Raw genomic sequence first — 16,748 nt, 5'->3', positions numbered from 1 at the left:
GAATCACTTACTGAAGTAAGCTCATCGGGATAAGTTCCCTTGCCGCCTTGATGCAGCGCCAATTATTTTGGGTATATCAACGCTTGTTGTAACAACTCACTTGGGATCACTATGACTTCACCGATTAGTTACACCTCACCCACGGTCAGTGTTGAAGCGCTGAAACATTCCATCGCCTATAAGTTGATGTTTATTGTCGGCAAGGATCCGGCTATCGCCAACCAGCATGACTGGCTGAACGCCGTGCTGTTTGCGGTGCGCGACCGCATGGTGGAACGCTGGCTGCGCTCCAACCGCGCCCAGCTTTCCCAGGACGTGCGGCAGGTCTATTACCTGTCGATGGAGTTTCTGCTCGGACGCACGCTCTCCAACGCGCTGTTGTCGATGGGGATATACCAGGATATCGATGACGCGTTGAATGAAATGGGGCTGAGCCTCGGTGAATTGCTGGAGGAAGAGAACGATCCGGGGCTGGGCAACGGTGGTCTGGGGCGGCTGGCGGCCTGTTTCCTCGATTCGCTGGCGACGCTGGCGCTGCCGGGGCGCGGCTACGGCATCCGCTACGAATACGGCATGTTCAAGCAGAACATCGTTAACGGCCAGCAAATGGAGTCACCGGACTACTGGCTGGAATACGGCAATCCGTGGGAGTTCCCGCGCCACAACACCCGATATAAGGTGCGCTTCGGCGGGCGAATTCAGCAGGAAGGCGCCAAGACGCGCTGGCTGGAAACCGAAGAGGTGTTGGCCATCGCTTACGATCAGGTGATCCCCGGTTTTGATACCGACGCCACCAACACGCTGCGGCTGTGGAGCGCCCAGGCCAGTAACGAAATCAACCTCGGTAAATTCAATCAGGGTGATTATTTCGCGGCGGTTGAGGATAAAAACCACTCGGAGAACGTATCGCGCGTATTGTACCCGGACGACTCCACCTATTCCGGGCGCGAGCTTCGGTTACGGCAGGAGTATTTCCTGGTGTCGGCCACGGTGCAGGATATCCTCAACCGCCACTGGATGATGCATAAAACCTTCGACAATCTGGCGGACAAGATTGCCATTCACCTGAATGACACTCACCCGGTGTTGTCTATCCCCGAACTGATGCATCGGCTGATCGACGATCACAAGTTCAGTTGGCTCGACGCCTGGGCCGTAGTGGAGCAGGTATTCTCCTACACCAACCACACGCTGATGAGCGAAGCGCTGGAGACCTGGCCGCTGGACATGATCGGCCGGATCCTGCCGCGTCACTTGCAGTTGATCTTCGAGATCAATGATCACTTCCTCAAGCACGTGCAGGAAGTGGTGCCGGGCGACAACGAGCTGTTGGCGCGGGTGTCGATCATTGACGAGACCAATGGCCGCCGGGTGCGCATGGCGTGGCTGGCGGTGGTGGCCAGCCATAAGGTCAACGGAGTTTCCGCACTGCATTCCGAGCTGATGGTGCAGTCGCTGTTTGCCGACTTTGCGCGCATTTTCCCCGATCGTTTCTGCAACAAAACCAACGGCGTCACGCCGCGTCGCTGGCTGGGGCTGGCCAACCGGCCGCTTTCCGCCGTGCTTGACGACAGCATTGGCCAGACCTGGCGCACCGATCTCAGCCAACTGAGCGAAATCAAAACCAATATCGATTTCCCCAGCTTCCTGCAGGCGGTGCAGGCTGCCAAACGGCAGAACAAGGAGCGGCTGGCGAAGTACATCGCCAAAACCCTGAATGTGGTGGTCAACCCGGACGCGTTGTTCGATGTGCAGATCAAACGCATTCATGAGTACAAACGGCAATTGCTCAATGTACTGCACGTGATCACGCTGTATAACCGCCTGTTGCAGGATCCGGAGACCGAGCGCGTGCCGAGGGTCGTGATCTTCGCCGGCAAAGCGGCCTCGGCCTATTATGCGGCGAAGCAGATCATTCGCCTGATCAACGATGTGGCGAAGGTGATCAATAACGATCCGCGCGTGCACACCCAGTTGAAAGTCGTATTTATTCCGAACTACAGCGTCAGTCTGGCGCAGTTGATCATTCCGGCGGCGGATCTTTCCGAGCAGATCTCGCTGGCGGGCACCGAGGCGTCGGGCACCAGCAACATGAAGTTCGCTCTGAACGGCGCGCTGACCATCGGCACGCTGGACGGCGCCAACGTAGAGATGTTGGAGCATGTGGGTGAAGAGAACATCTTTATCTTCGGCAATACCGCCGAGCAGGTGGAAGAGCTGCGCCGCAACGGCTACAACCCGCATCTGTACTATGAGCAAGATCCCGAACTGCATCAGGCGTTGACCCAGATCGCTACCGGCGTATTCAGCCCGGAAGAGCCAAAGCGCTACAGCAATCTGTTTGATTCGCTGGTGAATTTGGGTGATCACTACCAACTGCTGGCCGATTACCGCAGCTATGTGGATACGCAGGACAAGGTGGATGAGGTGTACCGCAATCAGGATGACTGGACGCGGCGTGCGATATTGAATATCGCCAACATGGGGTATTTTTCTTCCGACCGCACCATTCAGGAGTATGCGGACGAAATCTGGCACATCAAACCGATCAAGCTGTAATGCCAAAGGGCCGGATATCCGGCCCTTTGAGAATGTTGATAAGGTTCTTTGCAGCTAAAGGGTTTACTTTGACTGCTAATGAAACAAAGGATGAGATCTTCTGCTTTACCCCAAACGTTCGAAAACCACGTTTTTCGGACGTTTGTCATTCATCTGAAGGGCCGGATATCCGGCCCTTTTCACCTTCAATGGCTCAGGAAGCCAGAGAGAGCGTTTTCGTTTTCGTGTGTTGCGCCAGCCAGGCTTTCACCCGCGCCTGCTGCGTATCATCCAGCCACATACCCAGCTTGGTGCGGCGCCAGATGGCGTCTTCCAGCTCGACCACCCACTCTTTTTCTACCAGATAGCGCAGTTCGGCTTCATACAGGCCGTGGCCAAACTCTTCGCCCAGGCTGCTGAGGCCGTTGGCATTCGCCAGGATCAGCTCGCTGTGGCTGCCGTAGGTGCGGGCGTAGCGGCGCGCCAGGGATTCCGGCAACCAGCCGTGTTCGCGGCGCAGTTTGGCGGCATAGCTGTCGCGATCGCCACCGATGTCGCCGCCAGGCAGCGAACCGTTTTTGGTCCACGCCGGGCCGCAGCCAGGGTAGTAATGCGCCAGTTTTTCCATCGCATGTTCAGCCAGCTTGCGATAGGTGGTCAGTTTACCGCCGAACACCGACAGCAGCGGCGCTTTGCCCTGCTCGTCATGCACGTCCAGCGTGTAGTCGCGGGTCACCGCCTGCGGCGAATCGGATTCGTCATCGCACAGCGGACGCACACCGGAGTAGGTCCAGACGATGTCGTCACGGCCCAACTGCTTCTTGAAGTGGTCGTTGTACACTTTCAGCAGGTAGTCGATCTCGTTATCGTCGATCTTCACGTCTTTCGGATCGCCGTGGTATTCCACGTCGGTGGTGCCGATGATCGAGAATTCGTCATTCCACGGGATCACGAATACGATGCGGTGGTCTTCGTTTTGCAGAATATAGGACTGCGGCTGGTTGTGAGCGCGCGGTACCACAATGTGGCTGCCTTTGATCAGGCGGATGCCGTACGGGGATTTCAGCTTCAGGCCGTCGTCAAAGAAGTGTTTCACCCAAGGGCCGGTGGCGTTGACCAGGCCTTTGGCGCGCCAGGTAAAGGTTTTACCGCTGTCGACGTCAACTGCTTCCACCATCCACAGGCCGTTTTCACGCCATGCACGGGTCACTTTGGTGCGGGTGCGTACTTCACCGCCGCGTTTTTCCACTTCCTGTGCGTTCAGCACCACCAGGCGGGCATCGTCCACCCAGCAGTCGGAATATTCGAAACCGCGCTTCAGCTCAGGCTTAAGTACCGATTCTGGTCCAAAGCGCAAACTCTTGCTGCCCGGCAGGCTGGTGCGTTTGCCCAGGTGATCGTACAGGAACAGGCCGATGCGGATCATCCAGGCCGGGCGCAGATGCGGCTGGTGGGGCAGGCGGAAACGCATGGGGAACGCGATGTGCGGCGCCAGCTTCAGCAACACTTCACGCTCGGCCAGCGCTTCGCTCACCAGGCGGAATTCGTAGTGTTCCAGGTAGCGCAGGCCGCCGTGGATCAGTTTGGAACTGGCGGAAGACGTAGCGCAGGCCAAGTCTTGCGCTTCCAGTAGCAGTACGGACAGCCCGCGCCCGGCAGCATCCGCCGCGATGCCGGCGCCGTTGATGCCGCCACCGATAACGATCAAGTCTTTGGTTTCCACGTCAACTTCCTCCAGATGTTCGAAATAGCTCTTTCATGTTCGTTTTCGCTCATGATTGTAATCAAAAACCAACAAACAAGCCAAGACTTAACCAAACAAAAACATTTAGGCGTGATAGAGGTAACAGTTTGGTGATAGTAGTTATACAAAGAGAAGGGATATTTCCGGCAGGCAACGCCGGGCTCAGCAGGCTGAACCCGGGTAAAAACGGCGGGGGTGACGGCGCGGCAGAGGCTGCGCCCCTTGGGTTAGACGATAAGGGCGGAGATCAGCACAGCTCGAGCTGCACGTCGTACTGTTCGATGATTTTCATCACGCTTGGCGGCGGTAACTGGTCGGTAAACAGGTAGTCGATCAGGTTCATATTGCCGAGGTTGACCATCGCATTACGGCCGAATTTGGAATGGTCGGTCACCAGCATCACGCAGCGCGAGTTTTCGATAATTGCGCGTTTGGTGCGCACTTCATGGTAGTCGAATTCGAGCAGCGAACCATCCATGTCGATGCCGCTGATGCCGAGAATGCCGTAATCGAGCCGGAACTGGGAGATAAAGTCCAGCGTGGCCTCGCCCATGATGCCGCCATCGCGGGTGCGCACTTCACCGCCGGCCAGGATCAGGCGGAAATCTTCCTTGGCGGTCAGCAGGGTGGCGACGTTCAGGTTATTGGTCACCACGCGCAGGTTTTTGTGGTTCATCAGCGCGTGAGCGACCGCTTCCGGCGTGGTACCGATATCGATAAACAACGTGGCGCCGTCGGGGATCTGGCTGGCGACGCGTTGGGCGATACGCGCTTTCTCTTCCGACCACATCACTTTGCGATCGTTATAGGCGGCGTTGACCGAGCTGGAAGGCAATGCAGCGCCGCCGTGGTGGCGCTGAATTTTGTTCTGATCGGCAAGGTCATTCAAGTCACGGCGAATCGTTTGCGGGCTGACGTCAAAATGTTCGACCAGTTCTTCCGTACTGACATAGCCCTGCAGGCGCACCAGCTCGATAATTGCGTCATGACGCTGTGTTTGCTTCACGATAATCCCCTAAAACGCCTGGCTTGTACCTGGCTGTTATTGTTCGTTGTGCGCGCGATGACGCGTGTCCCAAAATGCCATCAATAACCCTAACACTAAACCGGCCACGTGTGCCGCGTTAGCGATCGACATTCCTAAAATATCGAAATACCCCGCCACCAGCCAGAGTACTGAAAATACCATCAGGCCGCGCGGCAGCATCAGGCCGCGTTCCGGTGCCCGTTCGCCGCTGAGCCAGCTGTAGCCCATCAGCGCATAGACCACGCCGGACAGGCCGCCGAACAACGCGCCGCTGAACAGTGACTGCGCCCAACCACTGAAGAAGGCCGATACCACCGCCAGCACGAACAGCTTGCCGGTGCCGAGGCGTTTTTCCAGCGGGCCGCCGAGATACCACCACCACAGCAGGTTAAAGGTGATGTGCAGCAGCGAAAAATGCAAAAACGCGTGGCTGACCCAGCGCCACAGCTGCGGGTATTGGCTGCTGTCCTGCGGCCAGGAGAGCCAGTACATCACGGTGTCATCGCCCATCGCCTGCATCAGGATATACACCGCAATGCACAGCACCATCACGCCCAGCGTCAGCGGCCCGGCCTTGCTGCGCAGGGTTTGCAGATAGGAGTAGCCTGGGTAGTGCAGATCGGCGCCGGTGTTGCCGGTTTCCCAACTGGCGGCCTGATAGCGGCGGTTGAGCGGATCGACCAGGAACTGCTGCAACTCATGCTGTACCTGCTCCAGATGGCCGTCGTCAGCCAGCCATATTTCCGCAGCCTCGCCGGTATTGTGCACGCTAAGTTCAATGCCCTGTGTCGCCATGTAGTCGACAAAGGCCTGAGCCAGACGGGGGTTGGATACGGCGATGACTCGAACCATAGATATTCCGTTTCATATACCCGTCACCTTTCAAGCCACGGCGTTGTTGGCTGCATGTGCATACCCCAGTCACTTACCTGAGTAAGCTCCAGGGGATTTACACCCTTGCCGCCTGGCCGCAGCTTGAAATTCATAGGGTAAAGATAAGTTGGACCGTCGGTTTGCCGCCGACGGCGTTGACGGCTGATTATACCGTTGAAATCTTGAACGCAGGCAAGGGATCTGCGAAAAACCAGTAAAAACACCCACTAACGGCCCTGTGGCGACCCATCAATCCCGCTGTTTTCCCGCCATGGGCCGGCGAATATTGCAGCGATTTTTGTTTACTTCCGTTTAGCCCTGCAACATATGATCACAGTCACTTTTTAACCACTGGGGGTCCCTTACTCTCAAAAACAGGTGCTGAGGTGACTATGTTTCTTGAAGAACGACGCAATAACATCCTGGATTATCTGGATAAATATGAACGCGTTAGCGTGGCGTACCTGGCCACGTCTTTTGCGGTGACCAAAGAAACCATCCGCAGCGATTTAAACGTGCTGGCGCAACTGGGGTTAGTGCAGCGCTGCCACGGCGGCGCGATCGTCATCCGTCGCAGCCTGCAGGCCAAATTAATTACCGAAACCGACGGCATGTTCGAAGTGCTGTTAAGGCGCCTGGAAAGCCAGAAAAGGAAGGCGCAGGAGCCGGAGAGAGGAAAAAACATGCGAGGCAAGGTCTGTATTCTGGGGTCATTCAATGTCGATATCGTCGCCAGGGTGGCGCGCTTTCCCAAAGGCGGCGAATCGCTGCTGGCGCTCGGCAGTACGCTCGGCCCTGGCGGCAAGGGGGCCAATCAGGCGATGGCCGCCAGCCGGGCCGGCGCTCTGGTGCATTTCGTGTCCAAAGTCGGCAAAGATCAGTTCAGTCAGTTCGCTTTCGACCACCTCTCTGCGTCGGAAATCCACTCGTTCACTTTATACCAGTCGGAAACCGAGCCGACCGGCAATGCCATCATTTATGTTTCGCAGCAGGACGGCGAGAACATGATCGCCATTTATTCCGGCGCCAATAAAACCATCACCGACGAAGAAGTGGCTGCAATTGCCCCGGAACTGGCCGGCGCAGAGGTTCTGCTGGTGCAGCTGGAGAATAACTTTAACGCCACGTTGAACGCGATGAAGCTGGCTAATGCGTTGGGGATCCGGGTGATCCTCAATCCTGCGCCTTACTCCGCCGACGCGCTGCAATGCCTGGAATATGTCGATGTGATTACCCCGAATGAAACCGAGGCCTCGCTGCTGTCCGGCGTGGAGGTCACGGATTTGAACAGCGCCAAAGAGGCGGCGCAGCGTATCGCCGGGCTGGGTGCCCGACGGGTCATCATCACCATGGGGGCGCGTGGAGCGATGATCCTCGAAGGTTCGCAGTTCCAGCACATTCCCGCTTTCCCGGCGTTGAGCGTCGATACCACCGGCGCGGGAGATGCGTTCAACGGCGCCTTCGCCGCGGCTATCGCCACCGGGCAAACGATTGCCCAGGCGGCAACCTATGCCGCCGCCTTTGCGTCATTGGCGGTGGAAAGAGAAGGGGCGTCCAACATGCCGCAACATCAACAGGTGGTGGCTCGTCTGAGCCAGCGCTGATCCCTAATCAAACAACACCATTGTCTGCCGCGTCAGCGCGGTGTGAGGAGCAAAAATGAAAAAGATCGAGGGCATTGTGCCGGTAATGCTAACGCCGTTTACCGCTCGCAACGACATTGACTATCCTGGCCTGGCACGCCTGATCGACTGGTATTTGCAGCGCGGCGTCGATGCGTTGTTCGCCGTCTGTCAGTCCAGCGAAATGCAGTTCCTCAGCCTGGCGGAACGGGTTGAGCTGGCGCGTTTTGTAGTGCAGCGGGTGGACGGCCGGGTGCCGGTTATCGCTTCCGGCCATATCAGCGACGCGCTGGAGCAGCAAATTGAAGAGCTGCAGGCGATGGCGCAAACCGGCATCGATGCGCTGGTGCTGGTGACCAACCATCTTGACCCGCAACGCCAGGGCAGCGCGGCATTTTTCGCCACGCTGGACAGCCTGCTGGCAGCGTTGCCGGTTAGCATGCCGCTTGGCCTGTACGAATGCCCGGCGCCTTACCGCCGTTTGCTGAGCGATGAAGAGCTGAGCTATTGCGCCGACAGCGGTCGTTTTGTCGTGCTGAAGGACGTCAGTTGCTGTCTGCCGACCGTGACGCGTCGGGTGGCATTAACCGCAGGGACGCCGCTGAATATCATCAATGCCAACGCCGCTATCGCCTGGCCGGCGATGCAGGCCGGATCCAAAGGGTTCAGCGGGGTGTTCACCAATTTCCACCCGGAGCTGTACCACTGGCTGTATCACCACGGCGCGCAGCGGCCTGAGTTGGCGCAGGAACTGGCGACCTTCCTGTCGTTGGCGGCGGTCACGGAGACGCTGGGTTATCCGAAAAACGCCAAGATCTATCACCAGCGATTGGGCACTTTCGACAGCGAGCTGTGCCGGGTAAACCAGGACGACGTGCTGGAGAAATTCTGGGGGCTGAGCGTGCTGCTGGATCAAATCCGCAGCGGCACCGGGTTCTACCAGCAAAAAATTGCCGGTTAAGGCCGTGCGGGAAGATGGCGACATCCTCCCGCCGTTCAACAACACCACTGTACCTACTACACCCGCTAAAACTATCACTACACGGGGAACACCATCATGATGATTTGCGATCTGCAGGACTGGGCGCGGGAAAAACACGCGTTTCATCCGATTATCCACCAGGCTATCGCGTTTATCGAACGCACCGACTTTGCCACGCTGCAACCCGGTAAAATCGACATTATTCCCGGCAAGATGTTTTGTCTGCTGCAGGAGATGAGCACCATGCCGGCGCAGCAAATGCGCCCTGAGTCGCACTTTGACTACGTTGACGTGCAGTACCTGTTGCAGGGGGAAGAAACCATCGGCGTGGCGCGCCGCCGGGGCGATGAACCTGTGGCGGAAGAGCGGCGCCACCACGACATCGTGTTTTACCAACAGGTGCAAAATGAAATGGCGGTTTCGCTGCTGCCCGGCACCTTTGCGGTATTTTTCCCGCACGATCTGCATCGTCCTTGCTGCCAAACCCACGGTGAGTCTTTTATCCGCAAAGCCGTGATTAAAATTCACCTCTGCCTGTTTACGGAGCCGCAATCATGAAAGAGGCGACTTCTGCGCTGCATTCATCGGCCGCCGTACCGGCGGCGCCGATCTCCCGTTTGCGTTGGGGCATTATCCTTATCCTGTTGATTGCCGCGGTGGTGAACTATCTCGATCGGGCCAACCTGAGCATCGCCAATACCACTATTGCCCGGGAGTTTGGTTTTTCCTCGACCGAAATGGGCCTGCTGCTGTCGGCGTTTTTGTGGCCTTACGCGCTCGCCAACCTGCCCGCCGGCTGGCTGGTGGACAAACTGGGGCCGAAGAAAATGTTCTCCTGGGCGCTGGGATTGTGGTCGGCATTTACCGTGATGGCGGCGTTCGTCAACAGCTACTCGATGTTCTATGGCCTGCGGATGCTGCTGGGCGTATCGGAATCCCCGTTTTTCACGTCGGGGATCAAGATCACCCATCGCTGGTTCTCGGAGAAAGAGCGTGGTCTGCCGACTTCGATCATCAACACCGGTTCGCAGATTGCCAACGCCATCGCTCCGCCGATCCTCACCGTGCTGTTGCTGACGCTCGGCTGGCGCGGCATGTTTATCGCCATTGGTCTGGCGGGCATTCCGCTGATGCTGGCCTGGCTGAAGTTTTACCGCGATCCGACGGCGCGGGAAGAGGCGATGATCCACGCCGAAAAACGTACGACGGCAAAAGCCGTCAGCCAGGAGCAGGGTGGGAGCTGGGGTTCGCTGTTCCGCCATAAAACGACCTGGTTCATGATTTTGGGCAACTTTTCCATCATGTTCACCATCTGGGTTTACCTGACCTGGCTGCCGAGCTATCTGGAGAATTCGCTGGGCTTTAGCCTGAAACAGACCGGTTGGATCGCGTCGATCCCGTTCTTTGCCGGCATTCTGGGGGTATTGTGCGGCGGGGCGATTTCCGATCGTTTGATCCGCCGTGGGGTGAAAGCGATCACCGCACGCAAGATCCCGATCGTCTGCGGTGCTGTGCTGGCAGCCTGCTGCGTGGCGCCGATCGCCTTTGTCGACAGTACGCCGCTGTGCATTTTATTGCTGTCGCTGGGGTATTTCTTCTCGCAACTGCCTTCCGGTGTGATCTGGACGCTGGCGACGGATATCGCACCGAAACAGCAGGTGGCTTCGTTGGGGGCGATTCAGAACTTTGGCGGTTTTCTCGGTGCGGCGATGGCACCGATTGTCACCGGGGTGATCCTCGACCTGACCGGGCAGTTCACCAACGTGTTCTTGCTGGGGGCGGGTTTGCTGATGCTGGGGGCGTTCAGCTACGGCCTGTTTGTCAAACGGCCGATGGTGGCGGCGGAGTAGCAAAGGAAGAGGGCGCAGGATGCGCCCTGATTTTTTACGCTGAAGTTTCAACGTCCTGCGGGTACTGACGTGCCCAGGCTTCAAAGCCGCCATCAATGCTGTATACCGCATCAAACCCCTGATTCAGCAGGTATTGCGCCGCGCTGCGGCTGCTGTTGCCGTGGTAGCACATCACCATCACCGGCCGGTCAAAGTCGTTGTGCTGCATGAATGTTTGCAGGCTGGCGTTGGTGAGGTGAAACGCGCCCGGCGTGTGCCCGGCTTCAAAACTCTGCGGATCGCGGATGTCGACCAGAGCGGCGCTGTCTTCTTTCCAACGCGCGTAGGCCTGTTCAACGTTGATCGCTTCAAACTGTTCCATGACTTCTGACTGCCTTGTAATGAGAATATGCCGCCATTGTAACCAACTCTGCGCCAATTAAGACCAGAGCAACGCTGTGGTTTTTAGGCGCCGTAACCCATCATCTTCAGCAGTTGCTGCGCCTGTTGCACCGCTTCCTGACGGTGGGCCACGCCCAGCTTCTGATACAGGTTGCGGATATGGGTTTTGATGGTGGTGGCCGCCACGTCCAGCTCGCCGGCGATCTGGTCGTTGCTGTAACCGGAATAAATCAGCCCCAGTACCTGCCATTCGCGCTGCGTCAGCGGGCTGGTACGGATCAGTTCCGGCACCTGCGGGTGCGTTAGCAGCTTATCGACGAAGTTCTCGTCAAAATGCGCGAATTTATGCCGATGATGCTGGTTGATGTCGCGCAGAATGCGCTGAGCCCGATGGTGCTCCAGCTCCGGCAGCGTATTGAGCTGAATCAGCTGACGCAGCTGCTGCGCCATCACTTCGCCCTCGATGACAAAGTGGCTGATAAATCCGGTGCGGCTGGCCAGTGACAGCGCCTCCATCAGCACCCTTTGCGCATCGCCTTTACGTTCCATCTGCCAGTAAAGCTGGTTACTGAGCAGCAGGTTGCGGTTCAGATCGCTCACCAGCCGCAGGCGGCGGGCGTTTTCGTTCAGTTCATCCAGCACCACCTCGGCTTCTTCGTACTGGCCGAGCATGATTTGCACCCGGGCGATATTACGCCACTGGCCCTGCATAAAGTGGTTATCCGCCATGCCGGGTTTTTCGGTTTGGCGCAGCCATTGGGTCGCAGCGGCGGTGTCGCCGGTCATCTGCCAGTGGATCACCCGCGGTTTGTCGGCGTTGGTCAGCCAGTCGCGATGGTATTGAGAGCCGTGCAACAGCGCTTCGCAACGCTGCAGGTGCGCATGGGCGTTATCCAGATCGCCACGCGCCAGCGAGCATTTGGCCAGCATGGCGATGCATTGCAGCTGCTGCTGAGGCTGGAAGTTGGCCAGAATTTTCAGACCCTGACGCGCCGCGTCTTCCGCTTCGTCCAGCCGTGACCAGGACCACAGGATCTGCGAACGGATACGCAGCAGGAACTCATGCATCGGCAACTGTTCCAGATGCTGTTCACGCACCAGTTCAAAAGCCTTGTCCTGCGTCTCATAGGCGGCCTGCAGGAAACCCTGGGCAATCAGAATTTCGCTCTGTTGCAACAGCGCCCACAACGCGTAGTGATAGGCCTGATGGCGTCGCGCCATCTGCTCGGTTTGCTGCATCATCGGCAACGCACGGGCCAGCTCGCCCTTGCAGTGATGCACTTCGCCGGTTACCGAGGTGGCGACGATGCGGCTGTAATAACTGGAAAGCGGCAGAAACTTCAGCGCCTCGGTGGCCAGTCGTTCGGCCTCTTCCGGCTTGCCGGCGTTGATCGCCACCTGTGCGCGCAGGGCGTCGAATTCGGCATGCAGGGTCCGATCGACGTCGATTTTTTGATCGCGCATCGCCTGTTCGGCGCGTTCCAACAGGGTGTTCACTTCGATGTAGCGGTGTTGGCTCTGCGCCAGCCAGGCCTGCAACAGCGCCAGCTTGGGATTTTGGATCAACCGTTCATACGGCAGTGCATTCAGGCACTCTTCCAGCAGGGCCAGCTCGCTGTGATGGAACAGCGACCAGGCGTGTTGCAGCAGGATATCGCGCAGCATGCTGACGTCGCTGGCCGCCAGCGCGTGGTGAATCGCCTCCGCCGGGTAGCCCAATGCCAGCCAGCCTTCGGCGGCGGCGCGGTGCAGCCCCGGCAGCTCCAGAGCCAGCTCCCATTGGCAGCGTTGGCGCAGGAAAGTGGCGAACAGCGGATGGAAGCAGAACCACTCGCCGGTGTCGTCCATGCGATGGATAAACAGCCCCTGGCGCTCCAGCTCTTCCAGCCGTTGCTGGCCGTTATCTTCGCCGGTCAGGCGCACGATCAGCGCATCGTTCATTGAGCGCAGCACCGAGCATCGCAACAGGAAGGCGCGCGCCCCGGCATCGACGTGATCCAGCACTTCATCCACCAGATAATCGGACAGGTGGCTGGCGTTCAGACCGGCCAGACGTTTGGCGGATTGCTGTGCAGACGAGGTGGACTGCCGGGCAGACAGCGCAATCAGCTGCAACGCGGTGGCCCAACCTTCGACTTCATCGCACAGGCGGCTGCTGTCATGCTGTTCCATCGGTGCGGCCAGGCGGCAGTCGAAGAATTGTTTGGCTTCCTGATGGGTAAACGCCAGTTGCTGCGTGCCCATCTCCAGCAGTTGATCGCGCACGCGCAGGTTGGCGATGCCCAGCGGCGGCAGGGTGCGGGACAGCAGGATCAGCGTCAGGTTTTCCGGCTGGTGGCGCAAGAAGAAGCGCATGGCCTCATGGATGACGTCATTGGTGATCAGGTGGTAATCGTCAATCACCAGGTACAGCGGCTGATGCCAGTCGGACAGCTCAATGAACAGCTGGGCGAACAGCGCCGACAGGCTGGCGTACTGATGTTTTTGGCTCAACGCTTCGCTCTTCACGCAGTGGCCGCCGCTGGCATGTTGCAAGGCGGCGATCAGGTAGCTGGCAAAGCGCTCGGGTTGGTTATCGCTTTCATCCAGCGAGTACCAGCCCAAATCTGATTTGCCGGCTGCCCATTGTGCGACCAGCGTCGTTTTTCCGTATCCCGCAGGGCAATTAACCAATGTCAGGCGATAGTTTGCCGTGCCGGCTAATTTGGCCAGCAGGCGATCGCGGATCACGGTATTTTGCAGCCGTACCGGACGGCTCAGTTTTGATGGGATCAGCATAGTATTCCAGAGTGAAAATCGCGGCTCCCGTAGCCGTTGGCCTGCCCGAAGGGGTTCATTTCATCGCGACTCCTGCCGGGATCGGAGTAAAACTAATTATTTTATGGCTCGTAATTAATCACCCTCCTAACTTCTGACAACGTTAAACGTATTGCAACAAGGTTCATCTTCGGCTTGGAGTTAAATTGCTATTGATCACACTTTTTTACGTTTGCAGGCAAATCATTGCGCAATTGCGGTGTTGTGAGGCGGTCGGGTAAGGCCGTTGAGGGAAAGCATGTCGATGCATGTACAAAACTTCATCAGCTGCATTAACTATGCTAATTTCATGGCGGGGATTTTCTGCTTATTCTCAGTGCTCGTCGCGTTCGTCGGCGGGCTTTTTTGCATCATGCAAGGGAGTCAAAAAGTGCCTGAGATCACAATTTTAGCTACGCCCCAATCCTCCTCCCCAGCTAATCCCCGGGCGGGATGATGCCTTCAATCTTTCTCCCCGGCACGATAACGGTAATTTGACCCACTTACTGGATAGAGAGTTTCCCTTATGTCACAGCCTATGCTTAAAAAGGATGCTTTTCTGGCGGCACTGACCCGTCAGTGGCAACGATTTGGCCTCAGTTCTGCACAACAGATGACCCAGCACCAATGGTGGGAGGCGGTAAGCCGCGCGCTGGCCGAGCAGCTTGCTGCGCAGCCTGCGCCGCGCAAAAGCACCAAGCCGCTGCGCCATGTGAACTATATTTCGATGGAGTTTCTGATTGGCCGCTTGACGGCGAATAACCTGATTAACCTGGGCTGGTACGACACCGTCGAACAGGCGCTGGCGGAGCAGGATATCAAGCTGGCGGATCTGCTGGAGCAGGAAACCGATCCGGCACTGGGCAACGGCGGGCTGGGGCGTCTGGCGGCCTGTTTCCTGGATTCGATGGCGACGGTGGAACAACCGGCCACCGGTTATGGCCTCAACTACCAATACGGGCTGTTCCGCCAGTCGTTCAGCGAAGGTCAGCAGCAAGAAGCGCCGGATAACTGGCAGCGCGAAAGCTACCCGTGGTTCCAGCACAATGCCGCGCTGTCGGTGGATGTGGGTATCGGCGGGAAACTGGAAAAGCTGCCCGGTGGCCGCGAACTGTGGCGCCCGGCGTTTACCCTGCGTGGCGAAGCCTGGGATCTGCCGGTGCTGGGCTTCCGTAATGGCGTGACCCAACCGCTGCGTCTGTGGCAGGCGACCCATCAGCACCCGTTCGATCTGGGGGATTTCAACGACGGCAAATTCCTGCAGGCGGAGAAGCAGGGAGTAGAAGCCGCCAAGCTGACCAAGGTACTGTACCCGAACGACAACCATCAGGCGGGCAAGCGTCTGCGCCTGATGCAGCAATATTTCCAGTGCGCCTGTTCGGTGGCGGATATCCTGCGCAAACACCATCAGGCCGGCCGCAAGATCGAAGACCTGCCTAAGTATGAAGTGATTCAACTCAACGACACTCACCCCACCATCGCCATCCCGGAAATGCTGCGCATTCTGCTGGATGAGCATCAGTTGGAATGGGATGCCGCCTGGGCGATCACCAGCAACACCTTTGCCTATACCAATCACACCCTGATGCCTGAGGCGCTGGAGTGTTGGGATGAGAAGCTGGTACGCAGCCTGCTGCCGCGTCATTTCTCCATCATCAAGCAGATCAACGCCAACTTCAAAAAGCTGGTGGATAAACACTGGCCGGGCGACAAGGCGGTGTGGGCCAAGCTGGCGGTACACCATGACAAACAGGTGCGCATGGCCAACCTGTGCGTGGTCAGCGGCTTTGCGGTCAACGGCGTAGCGCAGCTGCACTCCGACCTGGTGGTGAAAGACCTGTTCCCGGAATATCACCAGCTGTGGCCGAACAAATTCCACAACGTCACCAACGGCATCACGCCGCGCCGCTGGCTGAAACAGTGTAACCCGGCGCTGTCGGGGCTGATTGATGAGACGCTGAAGGTCGAGTGGGCCAACGATCTCGACGCGCTGAAAGGGCTGGAAAAATACGCCGATGACGCGGCGTTCCGCCAACGTTACCAGCAAATCAAACGCGATAACAAAGTCGCCTTGGCAAACTACGTGCACGGGGTAATGGGGCTGACGCTGAACCCGGACGCCATTTTCGACGTGCAGATCAAGCGCCTGCACGAATACAAACGCCAGCATTTGAACCTGTTGCACATCCTGTCGCTGTATCGCCAACTGCGCGATAACCCGAATCTGGACATCGTGCCGCGGGTGTTCCTGTTCGGTGCCAAGGCGGCACCGGGCTACTATCTGGCGAAGAACATCATTTATGCGATCAATCAGGCAGCTGCGATGATCAACAACGATCCGCGGGTGAAGGATCGGCTGAAAGTGGCGTTTATTCCTGATTACCGCGTTTCCGTCGCTGAATTGATGATCCCGGCGGCGGATATCTCCGAGCAGATCTCTACCGCCGGCAAAGAAGCGTCCGGCACCGGCAACATGAAGCTGGCGCTGAACGGCGCGCTGACCGTCGGTACGCTGGACGGGGCCAATGTGGAGATCGCCGAGCAGGTGGGCGAAGACAACATCTTTATCTTCGGCAATACCGTCGATCAGGTGAAGGCGCTGCTGGCCAAAGGCTACGACCCGCTCAGCTACCGCAAGAAGGACAAACACCTGAAGGCGATCCTCGACGAGTTGGCGAGCGGCGCATTCAGCCATGGCGACAAGCATGCCTTCGACATGATGCTGCACAGCTTGCTGGAAGGCGGTGACCCTTATCTGGTGCTGGCCGACTTCGCTTCGTACTGCCAAGCTCAACGGCAGGTAGATGAGCTGTATCGTGACCAGGACGAATGGACACGCCGCACTATTCTTAACACCGCGCGGGTCGGTATGTTCAGTTCGGATCGTTCGATCCGCGACTACCAACAGCGTATCTGGCAAGCCAAGCGTTAAGGA

11 protein-coding genes are annotated in these 16,748 nt (G+C 57.8%); 6 read left to right on the top strand and 5 right to left on the bottom strand.

All coding sequences use genetic code 11. From position 1 onward, the window contains the following. The first annotated feature begins 111 nt into the window (after positions 1–111). Positions 112–2,559, top strand: a complete 2,448-nt coding sequence (glgP, locus tag JEM67_RS25960) for a glycogen phosphorylase (RefSeq protein ID WP_199638591.1) — start codon at positions 112–114, stop codon at positions 2,557–2,559. 193 nt (positions 2,560–2,752) lie between these two features. Here glgP and glpD read toward each other — a convergent pair whose 3' ends face one another. From glpD to glpG, 3 genes are all read right to left on the bottom strand, one after another. Further along, entirely contained in the window at positions 2,753–4,261 is a 1,509-nt protein-coding gene (gene glpD, locus JEM67_RS25955) for a glycerol-3-phosphate dehydrogenase (protein ID WP_199638586.1), read from the bottom strand. A 268-nt stretch (positions 4,262–4,529) separates the two neighbouring features. Then, positions 4,530–5,288, bottom strand: a complete 759-nt coding sequence (locus JEM67_RS25950; protein WP_004930797.1) for a DeoR/GlpR family transcriptional regulator — start codon at positions 5,286–5,288, stop codon at positions 4,530–4,532. Between the two features lie 36 nt (positions 5,289–5,324). Then, complete coding sequence (gene glpG, locus JEM67_RS25945) at positions 5,325–6,161, bottom strand: rhomboid family intramembrane serine protease GlpG (RefSeq protein ID WP_199638584.1); 837 nt, start codon at positions 6,159–6,161, stop codon at positions 5,325–5,327. 413 nt (positions 6,162–6,574) lie between these two features. Between glpG and rbsK the strand changes: the two genes are divergently transcribed. The 4 genes from rbsK (at position 6,575) to JEM67_RS25925 (ending at position 10,636) form a co-directional block, all read left to right on the top strand. Further along, positions 6,575–7,786, top strand: coding sequence for a ribokinase (gene rbsK / locus JEM67_RS25940; protein ID WP_199638731.1), 1,212 nt, complete (start codon positions 6,575–6,577; stop codon positions 7,784–7,786). Between the two features lie 55 nt (positions 7,787–7,841). Then, on the top strand, positions 7,842–8,765 hold the full coding sequence (locus JEM67_RS25935) for a dihydrodipicolinate synthase family protein (protein ID WP_199638582.1): 924 nt from the start codon (positions 7,842–7,844) through the stop codon (positions 8,763–8,765). A 96-nt stretch (positions 8,766–8,861) separates the two neighbouring features. Then, a complete protein-coding gene (locus JEM67_RS25930; RefSeq protein ID WP_199638580.1) occupies positions 8,862–9,344 on the top strand; it encodes a YhcH/YjgK/YiaL family protein in 483 nt (160 codons plus the stop codon). Then, positions 9,341–10,636 carry an MFS transporter gene (locus JEM67_RS25925; protein ID WP_199638578.1) on the top strand — a complete coding sequence of 432 codons (1,296 nt, stop codon included), beginning with the start codon at positions 9,341–9,343 and terminating at the stop codon, positions 10,634–10,636. Before JEM67_RS25930 ends, JEM67_RS25925 begins: the two co-directional genes overlap by 4 nt. Before the next feature lie 34 nt (positions 10,637–10,670). On the opposite strand, the gene glpE is transcribed toward JEM67_RS25925, so the two are convergent. Together glpE and malT are read right to left on the bottom strand one after the other, a co-directional pair. Beyond that, positions 10,671–10,997, bottom strand: a complete 327-nt coding sequence (gene glpE / locus JEM67_RS25920) for a thiosulfate sulfurtransferase GlpE (RefSeq protein WP_004951393.1) — start codon at positions 10,995–10,997, stop codon at positions 10,671–10,673. A gap of 83 nt (positions 10,998–11,080) precedes the next feature. Beyond that, the gene (gene malT, locus JEM67_RS25915) at positions 11,081–13,795 is read right to left on the bottom strand and encodes an HTH-type transcriptional regulator MalT (protein WP_199638577.1); all 2,715 of its coding nucleotides are present in this window, start codon (positions 13,793–13,795) and stop codon (positions 11,081–11,083) included. 544 nt (positions 13,796–14,339) lie between these two features. On the opposite strand from malT, the gene malP reads away from it, so the two are divergent. Then, positions 14,340–16,745: a maltodextrin phosphorylase gene (gene malP / locus JEM67_RS25910; protein ID WP_199638575.1), complete on the top strand. Its 2,406-nt coding sequence runs from the start codon at positions 14,340–14,342 to the stop codon at positions 16,743–16,745. The last annotated feature ends 3 nt before the right edge of the window (positions 16,746–16,748 follow it).

Origin of the sequence: Serratia sp. PAMC26656 (genome assembly GCF_016469055.2) — a bacterium.
GTDB lineage: Bacteria > Pseudomonadota > Gammaproteobacteria > Enterobacterales > Enterobacteriaceae > Serratia > Serratia plymuthica.
Note: the sequence above shows the minus strand (reverse complement) of the source record. Positions and strands in the feature narration are given on the sequence as shown.